This is a genomic window from Metamycoplasma auris, assembly GCF_003253435.1.
Taxonomy (GTDB): Bacteria; Bacillota_I; Bacilli_A; order Mycoplasmatales; family Metamycoplasmataceae; genus Metamycoplasma; species Metamycoplasma auris.
Genome location: NZ_QKUB01000003.1, coordinates 84637 through 101015, shown reverse-complemented (window position 1 = coordinate 101015; position 16379 = coordinate 84637). Strand labels below are relative to the sequence as shown.

Genomic DNA, 16379 nt, shown 5'->3' with positions numbered 1-16379 from the left:
TTTAGTTTAGCTAAAACTTCCTTAATTTCAAATGGATTTTTGCTAAATTGGATTACATTCAATAAATCTTTTGCAAGATCAGTATTAATTGGATTTGAAGAATATAAAGTAAATAATACTTCACCTTTTTTAACATAGTCATTTGATGTTTTATTCAAATAAATCCCTGCTTCAAAATCAATACTATCTTCTTTTTTACTTCTACCTGCTCCAAGTTTCATTGCTACTAGACCAAATTCAATTGCTGAATCAATTTTTAAATATCCTTCATTATCTGAAATGATTTCATATTTATATTTTGGATTAAATCAATCTTTTTTATAGACTGAATCAATATCTCCATCTTGAGCTTTTATTCATTCATTAAATTTAGTAATTGCTTTTTTATTATCAATAACTTCTTTTATCATTGCTCTTGCTTCTTCTTCACTTTTTGCTTTATTTGCCAAAAGAAGTAAAGTAGAACCTGATGAATAAATAATTTCCATGAAATCTTTTGGACCTTTTCCATTTAGTGAATCAATTGCTTCCAAGATTTCAATCTTATTTCCAATTGCTCTACCAAGTGGTTTTTCCATATTTGTAATTTCAACAGCAATTTTTCGATTTAATTGGTTACCAATTTGAATCATCAATTTGCCAAGTTCCTTAGCTTGTTCTAGATTCTTCATGAATGCACCATTACCACATTTAACATCCAATAATATACATGTTGAACCAGTGGCTAATTTCTTAGACATTATTGAAGTTGCGATCAAAGGAATTGAATCAACTGTACCAGTAACATCTCTTAATGCATATATTTTTTTATCTGCTGGAACTAATTTTTCATTTTGTCCCACGATTGCCATATTATGTTTTTCAACAACTTCTTTAAACTCTGAATCTGATAATGAAATTCTAAATCCTGCTATCGATTCAAGTTTATCTAGAGTTCCACCAGTGTGTCCTAGTCCTCTTCCTGACATCTTGGCAATTGTTAATCCTAAGGAAGCTAAAATTGGACATAAAACAATACTTACTTTATCACCTACACCACCAGTAGAGTGTTTATCTGCAATTACGTTATTTAAATATGATCAGTCAATTGTATCTCCTGAATTAATCATTGCATTAGTTAAATATGATGTTTCAATTTCATTCATTGAGTTTAATTTGATTGCCATTAGAAGTGCTGAAGCCTGATAATCTGGTATATTACCACTTACATAGTTTTTAACAAAGAATTCAATTTCTTCTTTATTTAATTCTTGTTTACTTGCTTTTTTATTTATGATATCAATTATTCGCATTATTGAAAGTCCTTAGCTAAAGATAGTGCTAATTTCATCATACTATTGAATGAATTTTGTCTTTCTTCACTTGTTGTATATTCATGTGTAATTAAGTTGTCTGAGATTGTTAATAATGTAGCAGCCTTCTTACCTAATTTTTCAGCAATACTAAATAGTCCATATGCTTCCATTTCCACACACACAGCACCTTCTGAAATATCTGCTCTCTCTTGTGGTGTTTGGTATGTATAAAATGCATCTTCAGTTAAAATTCTTTCCACATGAACATTCATTTTCAAATCAGAAGCATTCTTTAAAATTAATTCATTTAATTCTTTATCTGGATATGCTATATTAGTCACTTCTGAATCCTTTAGAACAGAGCTTCTAAAGGTTGTTGATTGACTATAAGCAGATGATGCTAAAACCATTTCATAGTTTTTTAGATCAGCTTTTAGGGAACCAGCTGAACCTATTCTAATAATTGCTTCAACACCATATTCACTAAATAATTCATGTGAATAAATTCCGATTGAAGGAACTCCCATCCCGGAAGCACAAACTGAAATTTTATTTCCTTGGTAATATCCTGTGTACATAAATACATTTCTTACGTTAGAAACTAATTCAACATTTTCCAAATATGTATCAGCAATATATTTTGCACGTAAAGGATCCCCTGGCATTAATACTAATTTAGCAAATGCATTATCCTTTGCATTTATATGCGGTGTCATTTTAATTTCCTCTTTTCCTATTTTTTTTCTAAAAATCATCAAGATTATTAAACATATTGAATTTATAGATTTAATTTTTATTTACCAAATAAAATTATATTATTAATTCTACTTATAAATATACTTTATATTTATTGAATAATATATTACTTAGTATTCCATAATACATTAAATTTATTAGTTATCAACTGCACCTAGAAAATTTCAGAGTTTTCTGTTATTAGTTCTGCTCCTTGATTAATTAAATCGACATTACAATCTTTTTTATCATGGTCATTAAACAATAAACATTGAATGTTTTTTCCTTGGTCTAAGAACTCATTAATCAATGCGTTATATCTTTGATCAATCAAAGATAATAAGACAAGACTATTACATAAACTAGCGCTAATTCTATTTCTTGAAATAAATGAATTTTTTGTAGGATGTGAATCACTAGGAAATTCAGATAGAAATAAACAATTTTGATGATCAAATTTTCTTAAATGTAGATTATCCAAAGATCAATTGATACCACATGGTAGCAAGATTATTGTTTTGAAATTATGATTGTAAAGAATACTTAGAATAGATTGTTCAAGTCCAGGTCATATTAAATTTAAAAATGTGACATTTTTTTTTTACTTTCCAATTTATTAACATAATTTGTAATTGCTTGTGTTTCGTATGCTCCTGTTAAATAAATACATTTATTACTTTTACTTAAGATTGATAAATCTCCTTTGTAATAAAGAACAAATGGAGGTTGCGCAGAATGCATTAATTGTTTTGGATATAAATCATCCAGGATTGTTATATATTCAATTTTGTCATTCTTAAAATTATTTAATCGTTCTCTAAAATCATTTTCCTCAATGACTTCTTTTTTTAATATTGCTTGATATATTTTTTGTCATTCACCCTTATATTTAAGCGAAAAATATAGTAGTATTTCATTCATTTTTTTTGCTCCTTTTTATGATTTAATGCTAATACGTAGTAATTAGTATTTTTAGCAAATTGAGAAAAAATAGCGAAAATAAAAAAAGGCCAAGATGACCTTTTGCACTATAAACCGCTTTTTGTACTGTGAATTAGTTAAAAAATAGAAACACAATAGAAAGGAGTTCAAAAAAAATGAAACATATAGAACAATTTATTGACTATTAATTAATCACAGCGCCAACTATTTATCTAAGTTATTAAAATAACTTCCCTGCTTTAGTTTAATTCCCTTAGCAAGGTTCCCCCACCAAAATTTGGGTTTCTAACTCATGGAGTTTACATCGTTGCACCTTAATCTAATAAGCTCGTCTCTGTTGCACTAGTCGTCAACCTCTATTAAGAAGCTGCCTAGGTTTATTTGACCTAGCATGAACACTACTTGCATCTCAGCAAGTGCTAGAGCGGATTTTCCTCTACATTCTCATTGCAGCAGTTGGCCGTGCAAATAAAATTTTACATTAAAAAACTACAAGTAATAATTACTTGTAGCAATTTTTAGTTAATTATTGAATTTATCTAATCAGAAAAAAAATCATTTATGCCGAGTTGGTTTAAATCTGATCATTTCGATTCTGATTTCTTATTATTCAATTTCATGAATTTACCATATCCACCTTCTTTTAGAGTAAGAAGGATATATTCTTTCTTAGAAATTCTTTTGTTTTGTTCTTTCTCATCAACTATATACTTGAAGTCCTTAAGTTGACTTGAACTTTCAGAATCATTATATCCTGAACTTGTAATGATATAAGTTATAGATTCAGGACCATAGTTTGATTCTTCGTAATAAGTATATGTTTTGAAAAAACCTAGAAAGCCACCACTTTCATCCTTTAAATAATTTGTAAATTGACGACGTTCATGCAAATCTTTAAAATAACCGCCCATACCAGAAAACTTATTACCAACGCCAGGAATTCATTTTAGATTAGTTCCCTCTTGAAGTTCTCATAATATGGCTCTTTTGCCCTTGTATAAGTTAATAGTGCCTCAGTTATCTCGATTATTCATTTCAGTTTCACGCCCAAACATTTCAAAAACCATGAAATCAATTGCAACTTTCAAACGATATACAGCCTTTCATTCATCAGTTTGCGATTTATCTTTGAAACCATTTTTATCCTTAGTTTTTTTAGAGAATTCACCATATATTAATCTAAAGATATCATCAGCAAATTTAAGGACATCTAAAGAAGGCGTCATGTTGTAAGGATCACTGTCACCATTTGAATTTGAACCTCTACCAAAAGAAAATAGACCACTAATTGCATTACCAACTGCATCATTCAGCGTTTTCATATTAGTTCTTTTATCTTTATCAGAATTCATATTGATATTTCTTAATGCCTTGTACAATAATGAATCATTCAAATCACTTTTGCCGAATAGTAAGTTTATAAGTTTTACTAAGTTTTCTCCATTAATAGGTTTATTATCTCCTACTAGGTCACCCAAAATATTTAGGTCAGATAAACTAAAACCTGATTTGATTTTTTCAATTGCTTCAAGGATTCATTTGAAAGGTTCTTGAATATTAAATTGTTTGCTATATTCAGTTAAATGATGAGTGGTTCTTTTAATAATCTTAGTTTTTAGATAATCTTTATTAGCTAATTCGTTTAAGATTTTCTTCAATAAATCAGCAAGAAATTTCTTGTCTTCTTTAGTAGTGCTTTTTAACCCAAGGAAATCAATTAAACTTGCAGCAATTGATTCCATTAATTTATTATCATTTGCTAAACTCTTAATTAATGTAGGTACTTCATTATTAATTTTTTCTGATACCTTCTCAAGAATTTCATTAAGAATGTCAGCAACCTTATCCTTCTTAATTTCATTCTTAGTTAAAAACTCTTCAATAACATTTTTAATTAGACTTTGGAAATATTGATTATTAAAGAATGCTTCAATTATTGGAACTAACTTATTTGCAGATAATAAATCACTTTTAATATTCTTAATTGCATTTGATACTTGGCCATTAATAATTGTTGAAATTGTTGAAATAGTTGACTCTCTGATATCTTTATATGAGTCATCTTTCAATGCACCATTCAATCCTTTTAATGAATTAACAATTAGTTGTTCAAGACTATCAAATAGTTGCTTTTGTGATTCATCGTTTGTATTAGTGTTTCCATTCGAGGAATCCCCACGACCACTATCATTTGCAGGTGCGCTTGGACTTAGATTTGCTGATTTTAAATTACTAATTAATTTAGGAATATTAGTTGATAAGTATTTATATAATGATGTTAATTCCTTAGTAAACTGTTCTTTTTTAATGTTTTTATCAAACACTGCTTCTGCAGCTTTTTTAAAGAAATCAACTGTAAAGGTTCCTTTATAATCAAATTTTTTCAATGCTAATAGAACACTATCTTTTATTTTAGTAGAATCAAAGCCATTGTTAAAAATGCCATTTTCAATTATTGAACTAAGTAACTTAGAAATTAATTCTGAAAGTCCATTATTTTTATTTAAATTACTAATTGATCTTGCAAGGAATTCTGCAATATCATCAATCTGATCACTCATTGAATCAAAACTAAATTTTTTACCAACAACACCTAAAACAAACTTAATTAATTCTTTTAAGTAATCTTTATCTTCAATTAATTCTTTTAAAAGAACTTGTATCTTTTCTTCAAATATATTCTTGTTTTCCTTTAAAAGTTTTGATACTCATTTAGCTATTGAATCTAAATCTTTTAAATCACCTTCATTATTTTTAATTTCAAAAACTGAATCAACTAGTTTTGTAATTAATTCTTTCAATTTTAGTTCGTCATCTAAAAGAAGTTTTTCCAACTTTTTCTTTGTTAAAGAAGCAAATTTGGTAGCAGAAGAATCCTCTTTCAAAATTAAGTTACTTATGTTTTCAATTTGATTGGTTAACAAATTCTTGAAATTTGGCATATCAATAAGTTTATTTAATAAATTGCCAATTTCTTTTTTAATCGTATCTTTGTTTTTGTCATTAACTTTAGATAAAACTAATTGTAATAATTGAACAATAACATTATTCTTTTTTTCTTTGTCATCATTGCCAACAATGAATCCAAGTAATTCTTCAATATTATCATTATCAAAAATCGAATTTGTTAATCTTGAAAGATTATTCTTAAATGCTTGACCTAATTGATTTAGATCGTTAACATTTTGTTTTTTAACTTCCTTAACTAAATCAACGAAGTTTTTCTTTATTGTCTTGAAAATTCCTAATTTTGGAAATTCCTTAAAGAACTTACTTATTGTCGAAAGAATTTTTTTCTTATCATCCCCATTGATTTCAATAGCAAATTTCTTTTTTAGATAAACTGTAATAAGATCAACAAAAACTGAATAATTTTCTTCTTTTTTACCAAGTTGATTACTTATTTCTTCAATGATTCCAAACATTCCATTTTGCTCAGCATTTTCCAATACTGATAACAAGAATTTAATTGGATTTTCCTTGTTATATATTTGCTTTTCATCAAACACAATATCATTAATTGTATTTTTGATTTTATTAACAACTTCTTTGCTTAAAGCGGATTCATAAACACCTTTATATCAAGAGTTAACTAACTCTTCGATTGTTTTGAATTTCTTATTTAATTCTAATAAGTCTTTTTCTAAGTTGTTTGCTTTGATCAAATTAGTTAAAGGCATGATAATCGAAAAATTGGTGAATTTTTCTAAGATTAATTTAGCAAAATTATTATCTAGTCCATCATCAATTACAACTGAAATGAATTTCTTGATATTTTCTTTGCCTTGTTCAGTTAAGTCTTTATTTGTCTTTTTATTAGAAATATTTTTTATAAAGTCTAAAAATGCATCTTTATTACTAATAAAATCAGTGATTTTGTCTGGTTCTAGAAACTTTTCAACATCAATCATTGAAGAAGTTAAATATACCATTCCACTAACATATTTTTCTTTGTTAAAATTTTGAATCTTACTTGGAATGAAACTAATTAGTTTAAAGAATAGTTTATTTCCTTGATTAATTCCATCATTATTATTTAGTGCTAAGTTAGTAAGGAATTTCTTAGTTATTTCTTGCTTATTATTTTCATTATTTAAAACAATACTTTCAATTAGAAACTTAAAAATTCCATATGATCATTCATCTTTATTTTTTAATTTATTAAGACCAACAGATTCAAGAAGTGATTTTATGAAGTATTTAACATCGTCTACTTTATTTTGATGCTTAATCTTATAAAGTTCATCTAAACTATTAAGTATTTCTACAACTACCTTATCAAATAAACTAGAATTTTTTCTTATTGAATCAAGTACCAAAGCATATAAGTTAATGTGTTTTTCTTCAATATCAATTAGAAGTTCTTTTACAAATAAAGAAAAATCATTCTTAGCAAAATATTTATTTCTTTTGCTTTTATCTAGAAGATTAGTTGATATTTGATCGATGATTTTATTGATTTCATTATCTAATAAATTTTTGTCAACTTTATTAAAGAAAATTTGCTTCAATGGCCCAATAAATAATTTATTAATTAAAGTATTACCAAAGATTGATCTAATTATCTTTGGTAAATTAGTTTTTAAGAAGGTTAAAATTTCTTTATTTTCTAAAAATTTATCATTTAATATATCTTTAATAAGATTAAAAACGATTGATTTATCATCTAAAGCATTTGCGCCTTGATTTCTAATTTGTTCTAAAGAAGTATTATGATGTGATTGTTTTTCAATTAGTTCTAGGATCTTTGCATTAGATTTTTTCAAAAGCAACTTAAAGGTTTCTGATCCTAAAATTTGTTTGATTAGTTTCTTAAGTAACTCTAATTCATTTTCATTTTCTAATAACTTTTCAATTAAGGAATAGAAATCCTTATTATTGAAACCAACAACTCCAAATAGACCTATCAAAAGATCCTTTATTTCACTCTTCTTCATTGAATCTAAATTGATTGAATGTTCAACTAGTAATGATTCAATAGAACTACCACTTTTTTCTGAATTAATAATTTCTTGATTTTGATCAAAGTTTTCAAAAGTATAACGCATGTTATATGCACCATTACTTGAATCATTGATCCCAAAAATAGTTGCTTTAATTGTCTCAGGAAGTTTACTAAATAATAATGCAACTTTGTGGTCTGACTTATTAGCACTACTAAACAAAAGATTGTATTTTTCTTTTGAAATTGCCATTTTAGCAAAGATATCTTGAGCAAGTTTTTTATATGCATTTTTTGATGGAAGAAAACTTAAAAAATCCAAACTAAAATCAGTAATGTTTGAAATAATTAACTCTTCATTAACGAATGAATAAAAATTAACTTCCTTTTCTTTTGCTATTTTACTAATTATTTCATTAAGTTTGTTTGTTGTTTGTTTTAGAAACTTAGCAATATCTTTATTGTTTTCAGTTTTTTGCAAATGTAAAAAAGGTACAAGATAACCAGTTAGATTAATATTGATAGTTTGATTGACTTTTTTAATTTCATCAATTAGTTTCAGATAATTGGTTTCAATTGATTTCAATCTTTTTTCAATCTTTTCATCTAGTTTCTTAAGTAATTCTTTCGAATCATCAATTTGATTGAATAATAAATTTAGAAGCTCTTCTTTATTAAATAAATCATTAAAACCAAGTGAAATACTTAAAAGATTAGCATTCTTTAAGTCCTTAATTAGTTCATTTTTGCTTAAATTAGCATTAATTGCTCCTAAATTTTGATTAACTTTTTTAGTTCTTTCAAAATGTAAATCTGTCTTATTGTTATTTAGATCTAAAAGATACAATCAATCCTCTATATTAGAATTGATTAAGCCAAAATTGTTATATTCTTTAAGAAATGTACTTTCATCTTTGAGACTAATTATTGCATTAGCCAAATAAGAAGCATATGACACTCCTAATACTTGATTGCTTTTAGGATCTAAATGATTCTTTATTTGTGCATTTTTTGCATTATTATGCCCCAGTGCATAATCATCACCAATAGCTAAATACTTAACTTCACCCTTAAGTGGTTTTTGTGTATTATTTTTTGTATTTGGATCATCATGCTGTTCCTTTTTATCTTCATTCTTACATGAAGCTGAAATTAGAGGAATAGTAAGTATTAAAGATGTTGAAATAGCAATAGCACCTACTTTCCTAATCATCTTAGTTACTTTCATAAGTTTCTCCTAACCTATTGATACATCTTCATAGATGTATTGATAGTGTTCTGATCTTGTTTTTTCTTTCCCAAAGAACTTAATTACCTGTGGGATACCAAACTGACCGATGATCATTAATGAAATTAGACTTAATTTTCCAGCAATATGTAAACTTTCATGAGAAGTTACGCCACTAGTTAATCCTGTATTTCCAAATGCCGAACATGCTTCAAACATTACAAAAATTAGATTTGTATGACTTGGATGTTCAAATGTTGAATACGAAATAATTGAAAAGATTATTACTAGTAATGATGCGATTGCAAATACATTAACTGCTCTAATCAATATTTCTTTTCCAATTTGTCTTTTGAAAGCATTAATTCTTCTTTTTCCAGTTATCATTGTAAGAATACTTAAGAAAATAACTGCAATCGTTGTATTACGCACACCACCCGCTGTTGAAACAGGAGAAAAACCAATAAACATAAGAATACTATGAATTAAAATAGTTGAATGATTGAAATGTGTGTAATCAATTGTTGAAAAACCAGCGGATCTAGTTGAACTTACTTGGAAGAAAATTGCAAATACTTTATCTCCATCATTTCCATACATAGATTGTTTTCAAAAAGCATTATCTGCCTTGGAAGTATATTCCAAAACCGCAGTCAAACCAAAACCAATTAATGTTGTAACAATATAAGTTATGATTGTAAATTTTGTAAACAAATGAAATCTATGAACTGAATTGGTTTTCTTAAGTTGGATTCTTCTTCAAATATCATAAATTACAGGAAATCCGACGCCACCTATAACAAACACTGTAACTGTAACTAATTGAAATGCATAGTCCTTATAAAAAGGTTGTAAACTCTTATTTCCAAATAGGTCAAATCCAGCATTATTAATAGAACTTATGGCATGAAAGATACCTAATTTAAGTGCTTGTGGAAAATTCTGATAGGGAATTTCATTCTTTGCCATTGCAACCTTGCCAAAACCTGATGCATCCTGATTAGGTAAAACAAAATTTGTATTCTCTCTAAAATAAAGAAGCATTGTAAATATTATTGAGGCAATTGCTGTCGTAATAATTAAAAATGAAATTGCAACCTTGATCATCTTTCGTGTTTCAAAAATAGTTGAGGAACCTCTTTCTGTTTGTGAAACCATATTACTAAATAAATTTGATCTAAGTCCGAATATGGATTGAAATATATATAACTTAATTGTAAAAATTCCAATTCCACCAACGACCATACTAATTGCGATTAAGAATTGTCCGAATTCATTAAAAGTACTAGATGGCGTGAGAGTTGTTAATCCAGTATCACTAAACGCAGATGTTGCAATAAATAATGCATCAATATATTTGACTCTAATTGGGTCTTTAGTATCAACATCTACCTTGTGTGAGATATTCCAAAAAAGCAACAAAGAAATTAAAACCGTAAACAAAATATATATTAGAAATATATATCTTATTGTCCCGATTTTTCTTAAAAATTTCAAGATAATGCTTGCTTTTTTGGCGCTACCTATCTTATTTCGCATGCGTTTATTATATTCCAAAATATATAAAATATATATTTTATATCATTTTTATATATAAATTTATTACTAAAATTGAGTATTTTATTATGTATTTAATAATAATTAAATACAAAATTGTCAAACTTAAAAAATAAGATTTCTCCATCATTAACAATCAAAAAAATATTATGATAATATTTAATAAACATTACTACTTTTTATTATGGAGAAATTATGGGACTTTTTAAAAGAGCAAGGGAAATTTGTATCATTGGAATTGGAAGATTTGGGCAAGCAATTGTAAAAAAATTAATTTCAGATAGTACTAACGACATAAGATTAGTTTTAATTGATAATGATGAACATAATTTGATTCAATTTAAAGATGAAGTTGATGCTGTTTATGTTGCAGATTGTGCTGATATCAAAACACTTGAAACTCTAAACATCAAAGAATTTGATGTTGTTATTGTAGCGACACCAAATAACATCGAAATTGTTTCAGCACTTTTGGAATTGGGCGTCGAAACGATTATTGCTCGCTCACTTAATTCAAGACATGCCAGAATCTTAAAACAAATTGGAATTACACAAACTATCTCACCTGAAGAAGAAGCAGGAAAAAAGGTTGCAATTATGGTTTCAGATAATTCTCTAACACATTTTTCGGAGGATATTGTTGAAATTCGGGATGGTTATGTAAGTACAACAACCTCAATCAAAAATCCAACTATCATTAATAAAAACATTAGCGAGTTGCCTTTTAGAGACGAATATAATGTCCTAATTTCATTAATCCAAAGAGATAAAAAAACATTTCTTCCAAGTGGTGATTTTGTACTAAGAGAAAATGACATGATTACATTTATTGGAACATTAAGAAATATTATTGAAGTAACTGAATTCTGTACAAAAACTAAAAAAAGCAACAAAAAATAAGGAGTAAAATGAACGCTATAACTAAAGAACTATTGAATAAATTTCAAGAAAAATATGATTCAAATTTAACAAATAAAGTTATTGAATCAGCAATATTAAAGGTTGGTCTTAAACAAAGTTCTATAAATAATGAAATAGTAAGAAAACACAATTTTGTGTTTTCAAACGAAACTAAGGTTGGAAATATAACAAACCAAAAACAAAGTGGAAGATGTTGAATCTTCGCAGGACTAAATTCACTTAGAATTAAATTAATTCAAGATTTAAATGTTGAAAATATTGAATTATCACAAAACTATCTTCACTTTTATGACAAATTAGAAAAAGCAAATTTTTATTTAGATTGAATCGTAAATGAAGGACTTGAACTAGATAGTGAAGATAGACTTTTTAGACATTTCAATGATAATCCTATATCAGACGGAGGATATTGAGAATTTTTTGTTAATCTAGTTAAAAAATATGGAATAGTTCCCAAGGACGCAATGAATGAATCTCATAGTTCTGAATCAACTAATGATATGGTAAATCAAATTAATTGAAGATTGAAGGCCTACACAGCAAGAATTAGAGAGAATTTTAAATTAAATAAGAATAAAAATGAAGTACTAGAACTAAAAGAAAAAGCCTTAGAAGACGTTTATAACATTCTTCTTAAAACATTAGGTCATCCTCCAAAATCATTCAAATTTGAATATATGAATAAAGACAAAAAATACGTTGCTCTTGAAACAATGACTCCAAATGAATTCTTTGATAAGTACGTTGGAGATTTTATTGAAAACAAGATTGATTTGGTAGCTGACCCAAGAAATAAATTTCCACTTAATTCAATCATTAAGGCTCCACTAGCAAATAATATGGTTGGTGGTATCCCGCTTACAATGATCAATGTCGACATTGAAACATTAAAAAAAGTGATGATTAATCAAATTAAAGGTGGCGAGGGAATTTGATTTGGTTGTGATGTTTCAACATTTTCAAATCGCGAAGGTATCTTAGATTCCAACTTATATAATTTCGATCTAACACTTACAAAGACTCCTAATTTTAGCAAAGCAGAAAAATTTGAATCAAGAGCTTCGGTAATTTCACACGCAATGAATATGGTAGGTGTAAATTTGGATGAGAAACAAAATCCAATCGCATGAAAGGTTGAAAACAGTTGAGGTGCTGATATTGGAAATAAAGGTTTTTGATCCATGAGTGATCAATGATTTACAGATTACAACTACATGGCAATTATTGATAAAAAATACTTAACTGCTGAGATACTAGAAACATTTGAAAAACCAATAACAGAAATTTCACCATTTGATCCTCTATGTGCTGAATAAAAGTTATATGCAAGTTGAGACTTGCATATTTTTTATTTTTAAATTCCAAAATTATTTATTAATTTATAATTAATAATTATTTATCGTTAGGGGCAAAATGATTTCAATTGACTTAACAAAAATCAAACGATTTAAGCGTCTTTCAATCAACACAATAAAGAAATTTCTTCACCCAGATGAAATCGAAGAATTTAATTGCTTAAAAAAAGAAAAAAAACCTACTTTTCTTGCAACAAGATGAGCAATTAAAGAATGCATTTATAAGATTGATAATTCATTGTTTGATTTTAAGAAATTATTGATAAAGAAAACTAATGAAGGTAAGTATATTTTTTTAGATTTTCAGCTTTCAACAACAATTGAAGATGGCTATGTTGCAGCTGTTGCATTTAAAAAAAATGATTAAGGAGTTTTAGACTATGAAATTAAAAACACGAATCTTTTGAAGAATTATTCCAATACTTCATAATATTACAGTTCTAAAATCAAAGGCAGCAAGAAATAGAAGAATGCCTGATTATTATAAACAAGGTGAAAAACATTTTTATATTCAAAAACACTGTTCCAATATTCTTAAACATTTAAATGTTGACGTTCAGGTTGAAGGATTTGAAAACATCCCTAGTGGGCCATGTTTTCTTACACCAAATCATTCTACATATTTAGATCCTTTAATTATTGTTTCAGCTCTTTGAAATCATGGAGATGGATCAAAAAAATCTAAACAAGCGACATTTGTAGCGCGTTCTGAAGTTCAGAAGAAAAAAACAATCAAAAAAATTAGTGATTTAATAGATACTTTTTATATTGACACAAATAAACCAAAAGAAGCTCTTTCAATTCTAAGAGAATTTGGCCAATATGTTAAAAGAAATTCAACTTGTGGTGTTATTTTTCCTGAAGGAACTCGAACTAAAGACGGAAAACTTCAAACATTTCATGCCGGGGCTTTTTTAACAGCACAATCAACATATATTCCTCTAGTACCAGTAACAATCAACAATGCAGCTAATGCATTAGATAAAAATAGAGATGGTAAATTAGTGGTAACTATTAAATTTCACCCAGTTATTAGACCGCAACAATTCCAAACTCTAGACAAAAAAGATTTTGCTGATTGAATTAAGAGTATTGTCGAAAGTTCATATACTAATCAAACAATTACATCATCTGAAACAATCAATAATACATTTTCTAAAAGATAAAAAGGATTAGTTTTAAATATGAATAATCTTGAAAATAGAGATTCAGATGAATTTATAAATTCATCTAACAAACACATTTTTAGATTATCTAATTTTGATGGTCCACTTGATTTACTTGTAACATTGGTCAAAGAAAAAAATATAAGTATTTTTGAAATTGATCTTATCGAACTAGTTACTCAATATCTTGAAATAATTAAAAATATCAAACCTTATGAAATTGATATCGCTTCAGACTATTTAATTATGGCAGCCTCATTATTGCAACTTAAGGCAAAAATGCTACTTCAGGATGGTGAGGATGATGAAGAAGTAAAACAAGAAAAGAAAAGATTGATTGAGCAAATTGCTGAATATGAGAAATTCAAAGAAATTTCAACAATTCTAAAGGAAAAAGAAGAACGAAGACAAAATATTTTTTCAAAGGAACCTGAAGAAGCAGATCAATTTAAAAAAGAAGTTGATCCTTCTATATTAGATGGGTATTCAAGTAGTTCAAAGTTAGTTATTACTTTACGAAAAATGTTTGAACGTACCTATTCAGAAATCATTCGAAACATTACCATTTCAACAATCTCAGTTAGTCCAGAACAACAAAAAGAAAGAATCATTAATCTATTTAGAAATAAAGACAATGTTTCATTTGAACAAATTTTTGATGTACCTTCAATGGGGCATTTTGTAATTACTTTGTTAGCCATTCTCGACTTAGCAAGACAAGAAATTTTAATCATTGAGCAATTTGAAGATGAAGGTGCAATAAGAATAACTAAAGGGGATAAATATGAATAATAAGATTATCGAGGCGCTTTTATTTATTCAAGGCAGTGAAGGTATTAGTCCAGAGCAAATAAGGGATGTATTTAAACTGAATACAATTCAAGAAGGAAAAAAAATGTTAAAAGACTTTAAAACATTTTTTAACAATCAAGACCGCGGAATTAAGGTTTTTGAATTTAATGATGTTTATAAGTTTTTAACTATTGAGGCTGCTAAAGATCATATTTCCGACTTATTAAGCATTGCAAGAAAGCAAAAACTTTCCAATGCAGCTATTGAAGTTGCAGGGATTGTAGCATATAAACAACCAGTTACACGCTCAATCATTTCAAGTATCCGTGGTGTTATTAGTGATGGAATCGTAGCAAGCTTATTAGAAAAAGGAATTATTGAAGAAGTAGGAGTAGCTCAAAGTCCAGGTAGCCCAATTTTATATGGTATAACAAACAAATTTTATGACTATTTTAAGATTAAGACATTAGCTGAACTTCCTGTTTTTCCTGAATTTGAGAGATATTCAAATGTAGACGAAAATATAAATGAAAAAGAATTCAATCTCTTTGATTCACAAAGAAGTGATACAAACAATGATGGTATTTTTATAAAGGATGATTTAAATGAATAAATTTAGTGCTAAGAAAGATGATGTTGGACGTATTCTTTACAAATACATTCTTCGTGTTTGTGATAATGTTCCAAAGTCTAGAATAGAAAAAATTTTTAGACAAAAAGATATAAAGATTAATGGTTTAAGAACCAATGATAAACAATATAAATTGCAACTTGGCGATGAAATTATTATCTATGGTCTTAGCCAAATTAAAAAAGAAGAAAAAAGAAACACAGCAAATATCAATTTTAAGGTCATTTATGAAGATAAAAATCTTTTGATCATTGACAAAGAAACAAATGTAGCAATGCATTCTGAAGAAAACTGCTTGGATGATCAAGTTCATAAATATCTTAATTTCAAAAAGACTAGTTCTTTTGTGCCTGCATCAATTGGAAGATTAGATAAAAAAACAAGTGGGCTTGTTGTTTATGCTAAAAATTATGAAGCACTAGTGACATTTGAAGATAATCAAAAACATTTTGAAAAAATTTACCAATTTGTCTCAGAGAATTTTAACCAAGAAAAATTAGATATTACTGTTAGACTTGAAAAAGATATTAAAAATGAAAAAATGAAAGTTAATCCAGATTTTGGAACTAAAGCAAAAACTATCTTTTTTAAGGAAGGAAATCGTAAGTTTGCACAAATTCTTACTGGAAAAAAACATCAAATTAGAGCTACTCTAGAATATCTAAAAGCACCTATTCTAGGTGACACTAAATATGGTGGCAAAAAAGCTAAACGTATGTATTTACATTCATATTCAATTAAATTTTCTCATTTACCAGAAAAATTTGCTGAATACAATGACCAGATTTTTATTTCATATCCAAGATGATAGGAAT

The 16379-nt window shown here is 27.3% G+C and carries 13 protein-coding genes and 1 other RNA gene; 7 read left to right on the top strand and 7 right to left on the bottom strand.

The annotated features are described in order from the left end of the window. The 7 genes from BCF89_RS08010 to BCF89_RS07995 all read right to left on the bottom strand — a co-directional run. A partial coding sequence (locus tag BCF89_RS08010; protein WP_111518466.1) for a thymidine phosphorylase occupies window positions 1-1292 on the bottom strand: 1292 nt, incomplete at its 3' end. Next, complete coding sequence (deoD, locus tag BCF89_RS01780) at window positions 1292-2011, bottom strand: purine-nucleoside phosphorylase (protein WP_111518464.1); 720 nt, start codon at window positions 2009-2011, stop codon at window positions 1292-1294. The genes BCF89_RS08010 and deoD, both read right to left, overlap by 1 nt. Window positions 2012-2205: 194 nt before the next feature. Further along, complete coding sequence (locus tag BCF89_RS05310; protein ID WP_241856542.1) at window positions 2206-2511, bottom strand: DNA-processing protein DprA; 306 nt, start codon at window positions 2509-2511, stop codon at window positions 2206-2208. Window positions 2512-2609: 98 nt separating this feature from the next. After that, window positions 2610-2951, bottom strand: a complete 342-nt coding sequence (locus BCF89_RS08005) for a DNA-processing protein DprA (protein WP_277870046.1) — start codon at window positions 2949-2951, stop codon at window positions 2610-2612. Window positions 2952-3056: 105 nt separating this feature from the next. Then, window positions 3057-3440, bottom strand: an RNA gene (gene rnpB, locus BCF89_RS01770) — RNase P RNA component class B. A gap of 71 nt (window positions 3441-3511) precedes the next feature. Then, on the bottom strand, window positions 3512-9142 hold the full coding sequence (locus BCF89_RS08000; RefSeq protein ID WP_111518462.1) for a transcriptional regulator: 5631 nt from the start codon (window positions 9140-9142) through the stop codon (window positions 3512-3514). A gap of 9 nt (window positions 9143-9151) precedes the next feature. Then, on the bottom strand, window positions 9152-10585 hold the full coding sequence (locus BCF89_RS07995; protein WP_277870045.1) for a TrkH family potassium uptake protein: 1434 nt from the start codon (window positions 10583-10585) through the stop codon (window positions 9152-9154). A 309-nt stretch (window positions 10586-10894) separates the two neighbouring features. Here BCF89_RS07995 and BCF89_RS01755 point away from each other — a divergent pair, with 309 nt between their 5' ends. From BCF89_RS01755 to BCF89_RS01725, 7 genes are all read left to right on the top strand, one after another. Continuing rightward, the gene (locus BCF89_RS01755) at window positions 10895-11599 is read left to right on the top strand and encodes a potassium channel family protein (RefSeq protein ID WP_111518458.1); all 705 of its coding nucleotides are present in this window, start codon (window positions 10895-10897) and stop codon (window positions 11597-11599) included. Window positions 11600-11607: 8 nt separating this feature from the next. Beyond that, on the top strand, window positions 11608-12936 hold the full coding sequence (locus BCF89_RS01750; RefSeq protein WP_111518456.1) for a C1 family peptidase: 1329 nt from the start codon (window positions 11608-11610) through the stop codon (window positions 12934-12936). A gap of 97 nt (window positions 12937-13033) precedes the next feature. Then, window positions 13034-13342 carry a 4'-phosphopantetheinyl transferase superfamily protein gene (locus BCF89_RS07990; protein ID WP_111518454.1) on the top strand — a complete coding sequence of 103 codons (309 nt, stop codon included), beginning with the start codon at window positions 13034-13036 and terminating at the stop codon, window positions 13340-13342. A 13-nt stretch (window positions 13343-13355) separates the two neighbouring features. Continuing rightward, window positions 13356-14141, top strand: a complete 786-nt coding sequence (locus BCF89_RS07985; RefSeq protein WP_111518452.1) for a lysophospholipid acyltransferase family protein — start codon at window positions 13356-13358, stop codon at window positions 14139-14141. 18 nt (window positions 14142-14159) lie between these two features. Beyond that, on the top strand, window positions 14160-14933 hold the full coding sequence (locus tag BCF89_RS01735; protein WP_111518450.1) for a segregation/condensation protein A: 774 nt from the start codon (window positions 14160-14162) through the stop codon (window positions 14931-14933). Next, window positions 14926-15546 carry an SMC-Scp complex subunit ScpB gene (scpB, locus tag BCF89_RS01730; RefSeq protein ID WP_111518448.1) on the top strand — a complete coding sequence of 207 codons (621 nt, stop codon included), beginning with the start codon at window positions 14926-14928 and terminating at the stop codon, window positions 15544-15546. Before BCF89_RS01735 ends, scpB begins: the two co-directional genes overlap by 8 nt. Continuing rightward, the gene (locus tag BCF89_RS01725) at window positions 15539-16375 is read left to right on the top strand and encodes an RluA family pseudouridine synthase (RefSeq protein WP_111518446.1); all 837 of its coding nucleotides are present in this window, start codon (window positions 15539-15541) and stop codon (window positions 16373-16375) included. The genes scpB and BCF89_RS01725 overlap by 8 nt, the downstream gene beginning before the upstream one ends. Window positions 16376-16379 lie beyond the last annotated feature (4 nt).